14 protein-coding genes are annotated in these 16,326 nt (G+C 60.3%); 11 read left to right on the forward strand and 3 right to left on the reverse strand.

From position 1 onward, the window contains the following. Nucleotides 1-14 precede the first annotated feature (14 nt). Nucleotides 15-1,493 carry an NAD-dependent succinate-semialdehyde dehydrogenase gene (locus IE166_RS15395; RefSeq protein ID WP_189505371.1) on the reverse strand — a complete coding sequence of 493 codons (1,479 nt, stop codon included), beginning with the start codon at nt 1,491-1,493 and terminating at the stop codon, nt 15-17. 119 nt (nt 1,494-1,612) lie between these two features. Between IE166_RS15395 and IE166_RS15400 the strand changes: the two genes are divergently transcribed. Next, complete coding sequence (locus IE166_RS15400; protein ID WP_189505373.1) at nt 1,613-2,086, forward strand: Lrp/AsnC family transcriptional regulator; 474 nt, start codon at nt 1,613-1,615, stop codon at nt 2,084-2,086. A 127-nt stretch (nt 2,087-2,213) separates the two neighbouring features. Here the strand turns inward: IE166_RS15400 and IE166_RS15405 are convergent, their stop codons facing one another. Both IE166_RS15405 and IE166_RS15410 read right to left on the reverse strand, forming a co-directional pair. Then, nucleotides 2,214-3,275, reverse strand: coding sequence for a siderophore-interacting protein (locus IE166_RS15405; RefSeq protein WP_189505375.1), 1,062 nt, complete (start codon nt 3,273-3,275; stop codon nt 2,214-2,216). A gap of 26 nt (nt 3,276-3,301) precedes the next feature. Then, the gene (locus tag IE166_RS15410; RefSeq protein ID WP_189505376.1) at nt 3,302-5,416 is read right to left on the reverse strand and encodes a TonB-dependent hemoglobin/transferrin/lactoferrin family receptor; all 2,115 of its coding nucleotides are present in this window, start codon (nt 5,414-5,416) and stop codon (nt 3,302-3,304) included. A gap of 152 nt (nt 5,417-5,568) precedes the next feature. Here IE166_RS15410 and IE166_RS15415 point away from each other — a divergent pair, with 152 nt between their 5' ends. The 10 genes from IE166_RS15415 to IE166_RS15460 all read left to right on the forward strand — a co-directional run bounded on the left by IE166_RS15415 (nt 5,569) and on the right by IE166_RS15460 (nt 16,296). Next, a complete protein-coding gene (locus IE166_RS15415; RefSeq protein ID WP_189505378.1) occupies nt 5,569-6,438 on the forward strand; it encodes a heme/hemin ABC transporter substrate-binding protein in 870 nt (289 codons plus the stop codon). A 551-nt stretch (nt 6,439-6,989) separates the two neighbouring features. Next, the gene (locus IE166_RS15420; RefSeq protein WP_189505380.1) at nt 6,990-7,787 is read left to right on the forward strand and encodes an IclR family transcriptional regulator; all 798 of its coding nucleotides are present in this window, start codon (nt 6,990-6,992) and stop codon (nt 7,785-7,787) included. Beyond that, the gene (locus tag IE166_RS15425; RefSeq protein WP_189505382.1) at nt 7,784-9,859 is read left to right on the forward strand and encodes a hydantoinase/oxoprolinase family protein; all 2,076 of its coding nucleotides are present in this window, start codon (nt 7,784-7,786) and stop codon (nt 9,857-9,859) included. Before IE166_RS15420 ends, IE166_RS15425 begins: the two co-directional genes overlap by 4 nt. 12 nt (nt 9,860-9,871) lie before the next feature. Next, nucleotides 9,872-11,419 carry a hydantoinase B/oxoprolinase family protein gene (locus IE166_RS15430; RefSeq protein ID WP_189505384.1) on the forward strand — a complete coding sequence of 516 codons (1,548 nt, stop codon included), beginning with the start codon at nt 9,872-9,874 and terminating at the stop codon, nt 11,417-11,419. 43 nt (nt 11,420-11,462) lie between these two features. Continuing rightward, nucleotides 11,463-12,599 carry an ABC transporter substrate-binding protein gene (locus IE166_RS15435; RefSeq protein ID WP_189505386.1) on the forward strand — a complete coding sequence of 379 codons (1,137 nt, stop codon included), beginning with the start codon at nt 11,463-11,465 and terminating at the stop codon, nt 12,597-12,599. After that, nucleotides 12,596-13,345 carry an ABC transporter ATP-binding protein gene (locus tag IE166_RS15440; RefSeq protein ID WP_189505388.1) on the forward strand — a complete coding sequence of 250 codons (750 nt, stop codon included), beginning with the start codon at nt 12,596-12,598 and terminating at the stop codon, nt 13,343-13,345. The genes IE166_RS15435 and IE166_RS15440 overlap by 4 nt, the downstream gene beginning before the upstream one ends. Nucleotides 13,346-13,403: 58 nt before the next feature. Then, the gene (locus IE166_RS15445; protein WP_189505390.1) at nt 13,404-14,306 is read left to right on the forward strand and encodes a branched-chain amino acid ABC transporter permease; all 903 of its coding nucleotides are present in this window, start codon (nt 13,404-13,406) and stop codon (nt 14,304-14,306) included. Then, on the forward strand, nt 14,303-15,058 hold the full coding sequence (locus tag IE166_RS15450) for an ABC transporter ATP-binding protein (protein WP_210312973.1): 756 nt from the start codon (nt 14,303-14,305) through the stop codon (nt 15,056-15,058). Before IE166_RS15445 ends, IE166_RS15450 begins: the two co-directional genes overlap by 4 nt. Nucleotides 15,059-15,069: 11 nt before the next feature. Beyond that, nucleotides 15,070-15,948, forward strand: coding sequence for a branched-chain amino acid ABC transporter permease (locus tag IE166_RS15455; RefSeq protein WP_189505392.1), 879 nt, complete (start codon nt 15,070-15,072; stop codon nt 15,946-15,948). A 15-nt stretch (nt 15,949-15,963) separates the two neighbouring features. After that, nucleotides 15,964-16,296 (forward strand): cupin domain-containing protein, encoded by a 333-nt coding sequence (locus IE166_RS15460; RefSeq protein ID WP_189505394.1) that lies wholly within the window; start codon nt 15,964-15,966, stop codon nt 16,294-16,296. Nucleotides 16,297-16,326: the final 30 nt, after the last annotated feature.

Below are 16,326 nucleotides of genomic sequence, written 5' to 3' on the forward strand. Positions count from 1 at the left end.
GATCAAGGGTCCTTTCAGGCAGCGAGATTGCCGAAGCAGATGTATTTCGCTTCGAGATATTCGGAGAGGCCGTGGCGCGATCCTTCGCGGCCGAGGCCGGATTGTTTCCAGCCTCCAAAGGGGATCGGTGCGCCGGTGAATTTAGGCGTGTTGACGGCGACCATGCCGTATTCGAGCCGGTCGGTGAGGCGCATCGCGCGGCTGAGATCGTTGGTGTAGACATAGGCTGCAAGGCCCATCTCGGTGGCATTGGCGCGGGCAATGACTTCGCTTTCGTCATCGAAGGCAAGGATTGCGGCGACCGGTCCGAAGGTCTCTTCACGCGCAATCAGCATGTCTTCTGTTACGTCGGCCAGAACGGTCGGGGGAACGAAGTTGCCGCCAAGCGGGCTGTCCTGACCGCCGCAAACGACGCGCGCGCCTGCGGTTAGCGCCTGCGCAATCTGCTGCCGGCACTTTTCCGCCACCGATGGGCGTGTCATCGGGCCAATGTCGACGCCCGGTTCCAACCCGTGGCCGACGCTCAGCTGTCTAGAAGCTGCGGCGAAGGCTTCAACAAAGCCATCATAGATAGCGCGGTGCACGTAAATTCGGTTTGCTGCGAGGCAGTCCTGGCCTGAAGTCGCGAATTTAGCGCCCATGCAGCCCTTTACAGCGGCGGCGAGATCGGTGTCGTCGAAGACGATGAAAGGAGCATGGCCGCCGAGTTCCAGTGACGCTTTCTTGATGGTGGCGGCCGATTGCGTGAGCAGGATGCGGCCGACTTCCGTAGAGCCGGTAAAGGAAAAGGCGCGCACCTGTGTATGCTCAAGCAGGCGCTTGGCCAGCGGTGCGGCTTCCCCGGTCAGGACTTGAAACACGCCAGCTGGCATGCCGGCTTCCTGGCCAAGCTTGGCAAGCGCGAGCGCGGACAGCGGCGTTTCAGGCGCCGGTTTGACGATCATGGTGCAGCCGGCAGCCAATGCCGCGCCCGCCTTGCGAGTGATCATCGCGGTTGGAAAATTCCAAGGCGTGATCGCCACAGCGACCCCGAGCGGCTGCATTTGGACCGACAGACGGCTGCCGGGCAGGTGGCTAGGAATGGTTTCGCCGTAAGCGCGTTCGCCTTCGGCCGCGAACCAATCCAGGAAGTTTGCGGCATAAGAAATTTCGCCAAGCGCTTCCGACAGAGGCTTGCCTTGCTCGGCGGTCATGATGACGGCCAGGTCCTGCGCATGCTGACGCATCAGGTTCGCCCAGCCACGCAGGATCAGGCCGCGTTCGACAGGTAGCCGGTCGCGCCATTCCATGAAGGCATCTTGCGCAACCTCAACGGCTGCATCGGCATCCTCCAGCGTGCAGGCTGCCACGTCCGAAAGATGTTCGCCGTTCGCAGGATCGATCACCGCCAGGGTCTTTTCGCGCGCGACCCATGCTCCGTCCAGAAAGGCGCGGTGCTCGAGCAAATCCGGGCGGGCAAGATTTCGGAAGGCTTGGACAGCAATGCCTTGCATTGAAGGGGCTCCGTGGGTTTACAAGGAGAGTAACTGCAAGCAATCATCGATAGGCTGCGCCAATCTGCCAGTGTACGCAGGAAAACAGCTTCTTCATGCAAAATACGCAGGATATCTGCATGACCAACCTTGATCGCGCCGACCGCGCCTTGCTGGAAGCAGTTCAGAAAAACAATCGGCTAACGTCGGATGAGCTGGCCGAAGTCGCCAACCTGTCTCCGACAGCCTGCCAGAGGCGTTTGAAGCGCTTACGCGAAGAAGGCGTGATCGAAGCCGATGTCGCCATCATCTCGCCGAAGGCAGTCGGTCGCAGCGTTACGATGATCGTCCTCGTTTCACTTGAACGAGAGCGGGCAGACATCGTCGATCGTTTCAAAGCAGCGATACGATCCACAAAGGAGGTGATGGTCGGCTACTACGTGACGGGGGATGCCGACTTCATGCTCGTGGTCACGGCGAGGGACATGGAAGATTATGAAGCGTTCACCCGACGCTTTTTCTATGAGAACCACGATATCAAAGGCTTCAAGACGATGGTGGTGATGGACCGGGTCAAGGCAGGTTTCGTTTTGCCGATCGAAGAGAAATCTTGAAGTGTCGCGCCGCTTATTCGATCCGGCTTGCGGGTTCCGACTGTTTGAAGAAGGCTGCGGCCGCACTTGCTTACGATCTCAAGACATCTCTGCTATCCGTTCATGAACTCGTCCACGCACCAACGGGTTAGCCTGCCATAAATCCAGTTCGGCCGCGCTGCCAGTAACCGGCGGCAAGCGTGGAGTCGCGACCAAGGCCGCGTGCGCTACGCCAGTTTTCGCGGACGGTTCGTGCCAGCGATGTTTCCGCTGCAAACCATCCAAAGGTATCCACATCGTCTGTCCAAGGCTCTGCCTGGATAACCTCGGCCAAGCACTCCGGTTTGGAATGATCGCGCACCAGCCACTCCACCTGGAAGCTCGGTGCGTGGAGATCCTGGATCTCGTCCTTGTTCTCGACTTCCACATAGATCTTGCCCTGCGTGCTCGGCTCCATGGTTTCAAGCATGCGACCAACAGCCGGAAGACCGGTTTCATCGGCGCCGATGATAAAGCGGGATGCAGAACGCAGTGGCCGACCGACCGGACCCAAAACGCCGATCACATCACCGGGCTGACAGTTCTGCGCCCATGACGAGGCGATCCCATGATCGGCATGCATGAGGAAATCGACCTCCATCCATCCGGTGGCAACATGGAGGCGGCGGATCGTATAGGCGCGGGAAATCGGCCGCTGCCCCTCGGTCGGATAAGTCGGTAGCCCGTTGTCGCCGAGCACGGGCCAAGCCGGTGCAGGATTGTCGGCCGTCGCGAACAGCATGCGGATATGCATGCCCCCGAACATGGTGAAGCGATGGAGGTCTTCACCTTCCAGGCGAACGCGCAGCATGCGCGGTGTCACGAAATTTTTGCCGGCCACATGCATCAGGCGAAACTGCTCGACCTTGTTGTCACCGGCCAGATCGCCAGTCCATACGATGCGCGGCTGCTCCGCTTTGGCATAAAGCTCAACGGCAACCGCCATGAGATCCTTGATCCGGGCAAGGCCAGTCCGATCAGGCGCCTGACCGGTCATCACAAGTCTGGTGGAGCTGTGTTCCAGGATCGCGCGGCCAAACGGATAGATGAAGGCGACCGAACCCGGTTCGCGCTCGACCTTCGGCTGATAGCTCGCCAGCCTGTCGATGATGTTATCGAGATAGTCCGGCAGCGCGTGGAGGCTGAGCTCGGCTCGGCTGGTGAGGGTCATTGGAGATCCTTTCACGACGTTGGTTATCAACCGCCGATCCGGCCAGTCAGGGCGAATTTGAAAGATCGGCCCTTGCCCTGCTCGACATCCGATGTCGTGGACCAGGCGCTTTGCGGATCAGTGTAGGCCTTGTCGAAGATGTTATCGACGGCCACATCGAACTTCAGGTTGTCGTTGATCTCCCAGTTGGCAAAGAGATTGACGAGGTCGGCGCGGGGATAGACCGTGGTGCTGGTGCTCAGCGTCCGTGTTACCTCTCCGAGGCTGACATATTGCGCGCCGAAGGTAAGCCGGTCTTCCATTGCCCGGAAGCCGAGCGTGGCAGACACATTGTCGAGCGGCGTGTCGCTGAGTGTCTGGCCCTTATAGATGCCGTCGCGCATCTCGGCATCGACAAAGCTCGCTGCCAGGTTCAGGAAGCCCCAGCCGTAGTCATACACGCCCTCGATTTCGATGCCCTGCAGACGGGCCGAACCGACATTCTCGGATCGCGTGACGCGGCCAGTCGCCACCGTGTTGATGTAATCGTCTACATCGGTATGGAAGACGTTCGCTTTGACGCGCAGGAGATCGCCTGCCGTCACCACGTCGTCATATTGCAGGTTGACGCCCGCTTCCCAGGTTTGTGCCACTTCAGGCTTCAGCAGGAGATTGGGCTCATAGCCGGTACCATGCGCGCCGTTCTGGCGGAACACGTCCTGCATATGGGGCATCCGGTAGCCTTCCGCATAGGTGCCATAAAGCTGGAAACCTTCGATGGGTGTCACTCCGATCGTGACACGCGGCGACCAGCGATCGCCGTCCACGGTCACATCCTGCGATGGCGTCGTGTTTGTCGCCTTTGACGTACCATCGAGGCTGTAGCCATCGTAGCGAAGCGCTGCCGTAACATCGAGCCACTCGGCATAACCTGCTTCCCACTGCAGGAAACCGCCATACACATCCTGCGATCCCTTGCCGAAGTGGTCGGCATCCGAGTCGCCTTCGAGATCATAGTAGTCGAGGCCGTAAGTCAGCGCATGATCCATGCTGAGCGCCTGGAAACGCGAGGTGTTGCGAGCGGCGAAACCGGTGGTCTCGACCTCATAAAAGCGGCTATTGCCGTAGGCGGAGCGTGGCCAGACTTGGAACTGATCGGCTTCCGTGCTGGCATGATAGACATTGGCGCTGAAATCCCAGAAGTCGTTGTTTTCGGGGTTGAAGGTGTAGCTGCCGGTATAGGTGCGCACCTTCGTGTCGGCATCGTAGCGGCTGAGCGTCGCCGATGTGGAGCCGGACGAACCGGTGATGAAGTCGGAATAGTCCTGAACGGTGACGCCAAGCTTCACTTCATGGCCATCGGCCGGCCGCATCGTCACCTTGCCGAAGCCGCTGACGGCTTCTTCACCTGTCCAGCGGACCGTGTCGCCGTTGCCGTCCTTGTAGGCGTCGCTGTCGCGCCAAACGAAGTTGCCGATGACGTCGATATTGTCGTTGAACTTATAGGCACCGGTGGTGCTGGAAAGCTTGCCCTCACCATTGGTCTCGTAGCGGATCTTTTCGCTCAACGCCCAAGTCTCGCCCGAACGCAGGAAGTCGCGAGCGTCCTTGGTCTCGAAGGAGACGACGCCGCCGATCGCGCCCGATCCATAGGCGTTCGAAACCGGTCCGCGGATCACCGTGACCTGCTTTAGCAGTTCAGGCTCGATGTAAAAGGAGCCGGAACCGTGGCCGACGCGCCAATAATCCTGGCGCGCACCATCCAGCGTGACCGCGACGCGTCCATATTGCTGCAGGCCGCGAATGTTGATGGCAGTCGCCGGGTCATCGCCGTTCTGGGTGGCACCGACGCCGGGAACGTTGCGAAAAAGATCAGCCGCCGTGGTCGCTTGGGTCCGGTCGATCTCCTCGCTGGTAACAACGCTGCTGCCTGACGTGGCATCGATCACCGGCTCAAGCTTCATGTTTGCCGTCACGACAACCTGATCGAGGACGGTAACGCCGGCTTTGGGTTGCTGATCCTGCTGTTCGGCTGTTGCCGAAGCTGCAGACAGACCTGCCTGCGACGACTGCGCGAGGGCCTGCGGAGTATGGATAGCGAGCGTGATGACGGAGGCACTGAGAGCCAGACGAATGTGCAACGATGATGGCTTTCTAGCCATTTGGAGCCTCCAACAGCAGGGAAAGATGGCTAGCGGAAGGCTTGCCGGAACGATGCTACGCCCGATAGTAAACTTGACAATATGAGTCAAGTTAAGCGATGAGAATGTTTCTACACGAGGAGTTGAGGCAGATGGTTCGAAGACGAAATGGAATGATTGCGCTTGTTGAGCGGCGCGTTCGATGCGCGCTGGCGGGGGCTGCCGTCGCTGCGATGACCTTTGCCGCACAAGCGCAGGAAGCGGTTGATTATCGCCGTATCGTTTCGCTAGGGCCAGACGTCACGGAGATCGCCATGGCTCTGGAAGCAGCGGATCGGATCATCGCAGTCGATCGTTCCAGCCGTTTTCCCGACGCCGCCAACACCAAGCCCAATCTGGGTTATCGACGCACGCTATCGGCCGAAGGCGTCCTGGCCTTGTCGCCCGACCTCATCCTGGCTGCCGAAGATATTGGCCCGCCGGAAGCGGTCGACGTGCTCAAAGCCACCAACGTGCCTATCGTCTTTGTGCCCGAAGGCAATTCGGAAGCTGGCATCGCGAAGAAGATCGAAGTGATCGCAGTCACACTCGGCCAGGCAGAAGCGGGCCAAGCACTGTCGGAGCGTGTGCGGAATGAATTCAGGCAGGCAGCCGCGCTCGGTGCCGCAATCCCAACAGCCGAGCGGAAGCGCGTCGTATTCTTCCACGGCCTTGTTCGCTTGACAGGCGCCGGATCAGAAACGGCGGCAGATGCGATCATCCAGCTGTCGGGCGGCATCAATCCGCTTGCGGACTACAAGGGCTACAAAGCGGTTTCAGAAGAAAGCCTCCTGCAGGCGCGACCGGAAGTCGTCTTGATGCTGTCGGATGGTAAAGGCGGTCCGACGCCTGAAGAAGTCTTCTCCAATCCATCTCTCGCCGCAACGCCGGCGGGCAAGTCCAAAGCACTGATTACGCTTGACGGACCATACATGCTTGGCTTCGGCCCACGAACGGCGAACGCCATTCGCGGTCTTGCGCATGCGCTTTATGGAGAACGTTGAGGACTTCACTCCCCCGGTGGTGCTCGACTTCGTCAAGCGGACGAAAGAAACATCTGCCTCCGCACGCATTGTGCTGCCCGAGGGCCCGATAGCGTCGGACTGCATTTCTCCGACTTCGGCTACGTCTCTCCAATACGCTCGACGATCCGGCGCATTCGAAACACAATGCTCCGAAGCCAATCTTCGTAATGGCCTTTCACAGGCATGACCCGGATGGGTCGCGGGTGATCAACAGAGCGAGGATACAAGCGCGCTTACTTAACCCAGCCCAGGTAGCAGCTGGATTTCATTCGTTAAGGCGCCGGTTCGCTAGACCCGCCTTTAGCCTGCTGGCGCGAAACGCGAGCGATGCTTTGTGCGAGCATCATCCCCATCCTGAAAATCATGGCGAGCCATACCACGGCATTTGAGCGCGGTTGGTAGCTCCGCTGATCGTCGCGAAGACCTTAGTTTCGAAGGTCAACGGCAACCTTGACGAGGTTGCCAAATTCGAATAGCCTACAAATATCAAAACATCATTTCATTATTTGAAACACTTGGGAGGGTGGTTGATGGGGGGAGCATCGTCGAGCGAGGGCGGCAAATTGCCTGCTGGCACAGGCACGCTCGACATGGCGTTGAAGCTCGTCGAATTTCTTGCCATTCAAAGCGCACCCCAGTCTCTTGCCCAGATCGCCAAGGCGTTCGATGCCTCGAAGGCAACAGTTTATCGTCACCTTGTCACGCTCCAGCGCCACGGCTTTGTGCGGCAGGATGCAGAAACCAGTCGCTATGAGCCTGGGGTCAAGCTCCTGGTATTGGGTGAAGCCGTTCGCGGACGCTTCGACGTCGCGACGGTCGCAAGCGATGATGTCGCCGAACTCGGCAGTCTGACCGGCCAAGCCGTTACCATCTGCCGAATGATCGACGGGAAGCTCGTCGTGCTCGACCTTGTCCATGGGCGCACTGTGATCGAGTTTGGTACGCGGCCTGGAACCGAACTCTCGATTCATTCAACGGCGCACGGCAAGGTCTGGCTGTCGTTCGGCCCGGAGGATTTGCTTGAGCGGGTGGCGAGCCAGTCGATGCATCCCTGGACGCCAACGACGATTACGGATGCTCAAGCGCTTCGGAAAGAAATCGAAATCGTCAGGAAGCGCGGCTGGGCTGTTGCGCCCGACGAGTTGATCACTGCGGTTAACGCTCTGGCGGTGCCGATCTTCAATCACAAAAATCAAATTGCAGGCTCGCTGGCGATCGTGGGGGCAACCCAGTTCATCCCGATTACGCCGAAGCCCGAGCAGATCGAGGCGGTCCTTGCCGCTGGGCGCAGGATCTCCGAACGACTTGGCTGGAGGAATGATCGATGACCTATTCGCTAGCGGTCGATATCGGTGGCACCTTTACGGATATCGTTCTGCGCAATTCCGACGGAAGGCTGATCGTCGACAAGACTTTGACCACCCATGAAGACCTGCTGACCGGTTTCTTCGGCGGCGTGAACTCTGTTCTCGGCCATGCGGGAATTTCATCGCATGCCGTCGATGGCGTTGTTGTGCATGCCACCACGGTGGTGACGAACGCGCTCATCGAACGCAAGGGACCGGCAACCGCTCTCGTGGTCACGGATGGATTTCGCGATGTGCTCTCCATTCGCAACGAGCACCGCTATGATATGTACGATCCACAGATCGAGTTCCCCGAGCCGCTGGTTCCGGAACACCTGACCTTCGGTGTCATCGAGCGGACGCTGGCGGACGGCACCGTGCTTGTCTCGCCATCGAAGGAGGACATCAGCGCGCTGGCGGTACAAATTCGCGAAAGCGGCGCGAAATCAGTCGCCGTATGCTTCCTGAACAGCTTCATCAACGCGCAGAACGAAACTTTGGTCGCCAGCGAACTAGCGCGTCTGCTCAATGACATCTTCATCTGCACATCGTCGGACGTTGCGCCGCAGATCCGCGAATATCCCCGTGCGTCTACCGCAACGGTGAACGCCTACACGATGCCGATTTCGCAGCCTTACCTGCGCCGGCTTAGCGACCGTCTGCGGTCGGAAGGGTTTGCCAACACGCCGCTCATCATGCTGAGTTCAGGCGGTGTCGTCGGCGCGGAAACGGCCGGTCGCAATCCCGTGCGGATGATCGAGAGCGGTCCGGCCGCGGGCGCCTTGGCCGCCTGTCATTATGCCGAAGTGCTCGGGATCGACCGGCTGATGTCGTTTGACATGGGGGGCACCACGGCCAAGGCGTGCTTGATCGAAAACCGCACGCCGCTGATTACCGGCCTGTTCGAGGTCGATCGCCGGTATCGCTTCAAGGACGGCAGCGGATTGCCTGTGACCGTGCCGTCGATCGATCTGATCGAAATCGGTGCCGGCGGCGGCTCGATCGCGCATGTCGATGCGCTTGGGCTGCTGAAGGTGGGGCCGGAAAGCGCAGGCTCCAATCCTGGTCCGGCCTGTTACGGTCGTGGTGGCAGAGAAGCGACCGTAACGGATGCCGATCTCGTGCTTGGCCTTATCGATGCCGGCAATTTCCTCGGCGGCGACATGCAACTCGACAAGGCTGCGACCGAGCAAGCGATGTCGAAGCTCGGTGACAACCTCGGAACCTCGGGCGTGCAGGCCGCGCGTGGCATCTACCGCGTTGTGACCGAAGCGATGGCCTCGGCCGCGCGTTCGCATGCCACCGATCGCGGCGTGGATTATCGCGGCCTGCCGCTCTTTGCTTTTGGTGGCGCAGGCCCGCTGCATGCCTGCGGCGTTGCCGAGCTTCTGCAAAGCTCGTCCGTGATCGTGCCGCCGCGATCGAGCGTGCTGTCCGCCTTCGGCACGTTGGTAACGCCGCTTCGCCTCGATCTCGTTCGCAGCGATCTCGTCCGGCTCGATGATATCGACTGGGAGCGGGTGGAGACGGTAATCGGCGAGCTGGAGATGGAAGGTCGCGCCGCGCTGCTTGAAGCCGGCTGCGCCGCATCCGACATCGAAATCCACGTCGGTGCCGATATGCGCTATTTTGGCCAGCAGCACGAAGTCCCCGTCACGTTTGACGCGGACCCCCGCCAGGCACGTGACACGGCAGCTCTTTCACACCTGTTCGCCGAGGCCTACCGCACGCTCTATGGCGTCAATCCCAACCACGTCCCCGTCGAAATCGTATCCTGGCGCATCACGGTGAACGGGCCGGCGATCCGCTTTCATGCGGCTGGGCAGCCTGGCAGCGCGCCCGGCACACCGAAGACGCATCGCCCGGTCCATGCATGGCAGGACAACGAGATGGTGCCTGTGTTCGACCGCCGGGACCTTGCCGTCGGCCAAGAGGTTCAAGGCCCGCTGATTATCGAGGAACGCGAAACCACCACCGCCATCCCGCCCAACTGGGTTGCGACCATCGATCACATCGGCTGCATCGTGGCCACCCGCTTTTCGCGCGCGAACTGAGGAGGATCGGCCATGGACGGCGTTGAACTCGAAATTCTCTGGTCGAACCTGATCGGCATCGTGACCGAGCGCGCCAAGGCGCTGCAGCGCATCGCCTTTTCGCCGATCGTGCGCGAAGCAGGCGATCTGGCCTGCGCGCTATTTGACCAACGTGGGCGCATGGTGGCGCAAGCCAATACCGGCACTCCCGGTCACATCAACTCGCTCGCCTTCGCTGGCGGTCATCTTGTGAAGGAGTTTGCCGGGCGGTGCGAGCCGGGCGACGTCCTCATCACCAACGACCCCTGGCTCTCGGCCGGCCACTTCTTCGACATCACGATCCTAACGCCGATCTTCAACGGCGACCGATTGATCGCCTATATTGGCTCGACCATTCACCACACGGATATCGGCGGCTATGGCATCGGCGCCGGTGCGCGGGACGTGCATGAAGAAGGGCTGTGGATCCCGCCGCTGAAGCTCTACGAGCGCGGTGTGGCCAACCCCGTTCTTTCAGCCATGATCCGCCGCAACGTGCGCACGCCCGATGCTGTGTTCGGTGATCTCTCGGCACAGGTATCGAGCGGTCGCGCGGCGGCCGAACACCTCATCGCGTTGTGCGAACGGCAGGGTGTCGAAGACATCGAGGGTTTGTCGGACGAGATCATTGCTCGTTCCGAGGAAGCGACGCGCGCTGCCATCCGCAAGCTGAAGCCTGGCACCTATCACGGCGAGTCGAACTTCGATGTGCCCGGTGGCGAAATCATCACGTTGAAGACGGCTGTCACCGTGGATGCGGAAGCGGGCGGCATCCTTGTTGATTTCGAGGGATCGTCGAAGCAGACGTCAACCGGCATCAACGTCGTTCTCAACTACACGCACGCTTATTCGACCTTCGCGATCCGCTCGTGCCTGAATCCTGATCTGCCCAACAACTACGGCAGCCTGGCTCCGATCGAGATCAGAGCTCCAAAGGGCTCCATCATCAACTGCGAATATCCGGCGCCGGTAAATGCGCGCCATGTGGTCGGCATGTATGTGCCCATGCCGATCCTGAAGGCGCTCCACCAGGTGATCCCGAACCAGGTTCTGGCGGAAGGCTCAGGCGCGGTGTGGACGATCCAGATCCAGGGCAAGAACGAGGCTGGCCAGCCTTTCACCTCGTCCATGTTCAACTATTCCGGCGGCATGGGCGCGCGGGCCGAGAAGCCGGGCCCGAGTGCAACCTGTTACCCCACAGGTGTTGCCGCCGTTCCCATCGAGATCCTCGAAGCCTCCATGCCGATCGTCTTCGACAAGAAGGAATTGCGGCGCGGTTCGGGAGGCGACGGGCGTGTGCGCGGTGGCGATGGTCAGTCTATCGGCTTCCACATGCGCACCCAGGAGCCTTGGCTGCTGAACGCCGTGCCAAGCCGCCTTCAAGAAGGACCTGACGGCATTGGCGGCGGTAGCGCGGGTGCCGCCGGCAAATTCCTCGTTAATGGCCAGTCAGTCAGCGAGGCACGCAAACTCACGATGCAGCCGGAGGACCGAGTGCTTTTGGAAACACCGGGCGGCGGAGGCTTCGGCCCGCCCGGCTGAAGGGAAACATCGTCAATCGTCAACTGAACGTGGGAGGAGAATCATGTTCAAGACAGCATTTGGAAGGCAGTTTTTCGCATCTGTCGTTTCAGTGGTTGCGCTTTCAAGCGCAGCTCAGGCCGACGATGTCTTCAAGGTTGGCATTTCAGCCGGCCTGACCGGTTATGCCGCAACAGTCGATCGCGCCTGGAGCGATGGCGTACAGACCGCTGTCGATACCTTGAACGCCAAGGGCGGCATCATGGGTCGAAAGCTCGAAGTCGTTGTCGAAGACAACCGATCAAATCCGCAGGAAGCCGTCACCGTATACCGGAAGATGGTGAGTTCGGACGAGGTGAACCTCTTTGCCAGCGGCTGCGTGTCGGCAGGAAATGCGGCGGCCGCGCCGATGGTGGCCAAGGCTGAAATCCCGATGATCCTCTGCTCGATCCTGCCGAAGGACGCCGCATGGGCGTTTACGACCTTGCCGCCGGCAGGCTTCGAGATCGAAAAGCGGTTCGAATATCTTCGCGACAAGACGGATATCCGCAAGGTCGGCGTGCTGCATGATCCCACGCCCTACGCGCTTCTGCAGAAGGACGTCGCGCAGAAGGTTGCTGCAACATACGGCATCGAGGTCGTATCGGTAGAAGCCTATAAGCAGGACGATGCCGATCTCAGCGTTCAGCTGAGCAAGATGCAGGCGGCGGGTGCCGGCGCGGTTATGAAGATCGGGCTGGGCGGCACGACGCTCACGGCTGCCAAGAACCTGAAGCAGCTCGGCTCCCCCATGCTTCTGTTGACCAGCCTCGAAGACCTCGCCGTCTTCAAGCCGGTTGCCGAGGTTTTGGGCGACAAATTCTTCTTCGTCGCCTCGCCATCACAAGTGTACGAGGTTTATCCAGACGGCGGCCTGAAAACCGCGATCGGAGAATTTCTCGAACCATGGCGTGCCAAGTTCGGCGATCGCGATCCCAACTGGGCGTCGCGCGGCTGGGACAGCATCATGCTTGCGGCAAAGGCGATCGAGGCGGGCCAGTCGTTCGAGGGTTCAGCCATTCGCGACAACCTGGAAAAAATTACCGGTTTCCAGGGCACGACGGGCAGCTACGACATGTCTGCGGAAAAGCATCAGGGGATTTCGACCAATCCATTCGTGGTTGCGCAGATCATCGAAGGCAAAGTCAGGATTGCACAATGAACCCTGCCGCGACCTCTTCCAGCCTGCCGGAAGTGGCTCAGCCTGTTCTCGATGTGCGGAGCTTGAGCGCCTCTTACGGTCATGTGGAGGCGCTCAGGAGTGTGGATATTTCGGTTGGGCGCGGCGAACTCGTCGCCGTGCTCGGTCCAAACGGCGCGGGAAAGTCGACGCTGCTTCGTGCCATCATGGGGCTCATCCCCAATCACGGCGAGGTCCTTTTCCAGGGAAACGCCCTGACCCGCCGCAAACCCGGCGCGGCGGCGACAAAGGGCGTGGTTCTGGTTCCAGAGGGTCGGGGCATCTTCGGCCCGATGACGGTTCTCGAAAACCTCGAACTCGGCGCCTACAGCGTTGGGCGAGACAAGAAGGAAGTGGAGCGCAGGCTAACGAGCGTTTTCGGCTTGTTTCCGCGCTTGAAGGAGCGCTTCAAACAGACTGCGGGCTCGATGTCCGGCGGCGAACAGCAAATGGTGGCGGTGGGTCGCGCCATGATGGCCGATCCCAAGGTGCTGCTTCTCGACGAGCCCTCGCTCGGCCTTGCGCCCCGCGTCACGGGGGAAATCCTCGATACGCTCGGCGCGCTCAGCCAAAGCGGTCTGCCGGTGATCCTGGTTGAGCAGAAAGCGCCGCTCGCCCTTCAACTGGCCTGTCGCGCTTACCTTCTTTCCCTCGGGCGCATCGTCGCCACGATCAATCCCCGCGAGGTGAAATCCCATGACGAGCTCGCCCAGTACTACTTTGCCTGAAGCAAGGAGCGCTGTGCAAACAACGCGACTTCCGCTCGCAACTGCGGCTGTTTGGGCAGTGTCGGCTGCCATAGTCGGCTACGCGCTCATCTTTGGCGGCTATGCGGCGACGATCATTTCCTTTGCCTTGATCTACGCCGTCTTCGTGTCCGGCTTGAATGTCTTCATGGGGCTGACGGCGCAGGTCTCCTTCGGCCAGAGCGCCTTCGCGGCAATCGGCGGTTATAGTTCTGCCGTGCTGACAACGACCTATGCCTGGCCGCCCCTTGCCGGAATGAGCGCCGGGCTGGTCTTTTCGCTGCTGGCCGCCTGGGCCATCGGGTTTCCGACGCTACGGCTCAAGGGCCATTATCTTGCGATGGCGACGCTGGCGATCGGGCTCATCACCTATGAAATCGCTGTTGAATGGGAATCCGTGACGCAGGGCTATCTTGGCATCTCGGGTATCCCCCCGTTGGGGATCGGGCCATTCGAGGCGGTATCCGACCGGCAGATACTCGTCGTCCTGTCCGTTGTCGTGCTGGTGATTGCATTTGCCGTGAAGCGCATTCAGCACTCGCGCTTGGGTCGCTCTTTCGCGGCTGTGGCAGGCAGCGAGGAAGCTGCTGCCACGCTCGGCATCAACGTGGCGCGTACCAAGCTCGTGTCCTTTCTTTTGGCGGCAGGTCTGGCCTCGATTTCCGGATCGCTGTTCGTGCATGTCGTCGGCTATGTCTCACCCGAGGTTTTCGGGCTGCATATGGTCATCCTCGCCTTCTCCATGGTGTATATCGGCGGGCTCGGAACGGTAGCCGGGCCGCTGATCGGAGCCCTGATCGTCAGCATTCTGCCCGAAGTCTTTCGCGGCATGAAGGACAGCCAGGATCTCGCTTACGGCATCGCCTTGATCCTGATCCTGATCTACGCGCCAAAGGGTATTGCCGGTGTGGCCGGGGCCTTCGATGCAAGGAGAGCGGCGTGAGCGCGATCCTTGAAGTGAAGAATGCGACTCGCAGCTTCGGCGGTCTGGTTGCCGTGAACGACGTGTCGTTTTCGGTCCCATCCCGAGGCGTCACGGCAGTGATCGGGCCGAACGGCGCGGGAAAAACGACGCTGTTCAACGTCATTGCCGGTACGATTTCGGCAAATGGTGGCACGATCCTGCTGAATGGCGAGGACGTTACGGACTTCAAGCCCGAAGCCAAGGCGGCCAAAGGGCTTGTGCGGACCTTCCAGCTGGTGAAGCTGTTTCAAGACCTGACAGCCGCCGAGAACGTGAAGGTCGGTTTCCACTTAAAGACCCATGGCGGCCTGTTTGCGGCTCTGTTCCAGCCAGCTTGGGCGCGCGCGGCGGAGCGCAATTCGGAAAAGACGGCTGCTGATCTTCTTGACCTCGTCGGTCTTTCAAAGGTTGCCCAGACCTCCGCTTCCATCCTGCCTTACGGGCAACAGCGTTTGTTGGAGATCGCGCGGGCTTTGGCATGCCAGCCGAGCATCCTGTTGCTCGACGAACCGGCCGCCGGCTTGAATGCGGAGGAAAGCGAGCGGCTTGCCAGAGCCATCCGACGCATTGCCGCTGATGGGACGGCGGTCCTTTTGATCGAACACGACATGAAGCTCGTCATGGATATCGCCGATGACGTCGTCGTTCTCGATTATGGCCGGAAAATCGCCCACGGAACGCCGGATGCGGTCAGAAATGATCCTGCCGTGCTTGCTGCTTATCTCGGCTAGGAGGAACGGGAATGGACAACATCAGCCTCGTCCTGCAGAGCCTGATCAGCGGCATCAGCATCGGCTGCGTTTACGGCCTGATCGGCATAGGCTTTTGCGTCATCTACAATGCCAGCGGCATCGTGAACTTCGCGCAAGGCGCCTTCGTGATGATCGGCGGCATGGCGACCTCTGTGCTGATGACCGATTTTCAGCTGCCTTATGCGGCAGCGGCCATAGGCGCGATCATCATCGCCGGCATCGTTGGCGCGGCGGTGGAGCGTTTGGTCGTGCGGCCGCTATGGAACCGCAACGTTGCGATATTTGTGATGATCCTGGCCACGCTCGCGGCCCAGATCGTCATCGAGCGAATGGCTTACATCCTCGTCGGAGACCAGCCCAAGACTTTGCCGCCCGTCAGCGATCTGCCGCCGATGATGCTTGGCGGCGTTGCTGTGAACATTCAGTCTCTCTGGATCCTGGCAAGTTCGCTGATCATCATCGCAGCGCTGAACGTGTTCTTCAAGACGAGCCGGACGGGCAAGGCGATGCGCGCCGTATCGATCAATGCTGAAGCGGCTGTTCTTCAAGGCATCCCGGTCTCGCGCATGCTGACGCTGGCCTTTGTGATCAGCGCCATGCTGGGTGCGATAGCCGGTATTCTGCTGACGCCGACCCAGTACACCGCCTTCAACGTGGGCGTGCCCTTCGCCATATCCGGCTTCATTGCCGCGATCATCGGCGGCTTCGGCCGCCCGCTCGGTGCGTTCATCGGCGGCATCGCGCTCGGCGTGATCCAGTCCATGGCGATCCTGGAACTGGGTGCTGGCTTCAAGAACGTCGCCGCGTTGTCGCTGCTGCTCCTTTTCCTATTCTTCAGGCCGTCCGGCCTGCTTGGAAGTACGCGCTAATTTTGGGAGGATGTCATGACCATCAAGACGATCGACTGGAACAGCATTCCCTGGACGCCGGTCCGCGAAGGCGTGGATCGCAAGGCATTCGCAGGCGAGGGCGCCACTGTCACGCTGCATCGTCTCAAGCCCGGCCACGAGCCGAAGCCCCATGCGCATGAGAACGAACAGATCGCCTATATCCTGCAAGGCACGATCCGCTTCTTCGTCGGAGACGAGGAGCATCTGCTCGGCCCGGGCGGCCTGTTGGTGGTGCCCCCGAACGTCAGGCATTGGGGCGAGGTCGTCGGTGACGAGGATGTCTTGAACCTCGACGTCTTCACGCCGCGACGGCCGGAATATGCCTAAGGCATAGGTCTGCTTGGCCATTCTGCCTTC

It is taken from the genome of Tianweitania populi (genome assembly GCF_014652875.1).
Classification (GTDB): Bacteria; Pseudomonadota; Alphaproteobacteria; order Rhizobiales; family Rhizobiaceae; genus Tianweitania; species Tianweitania populi.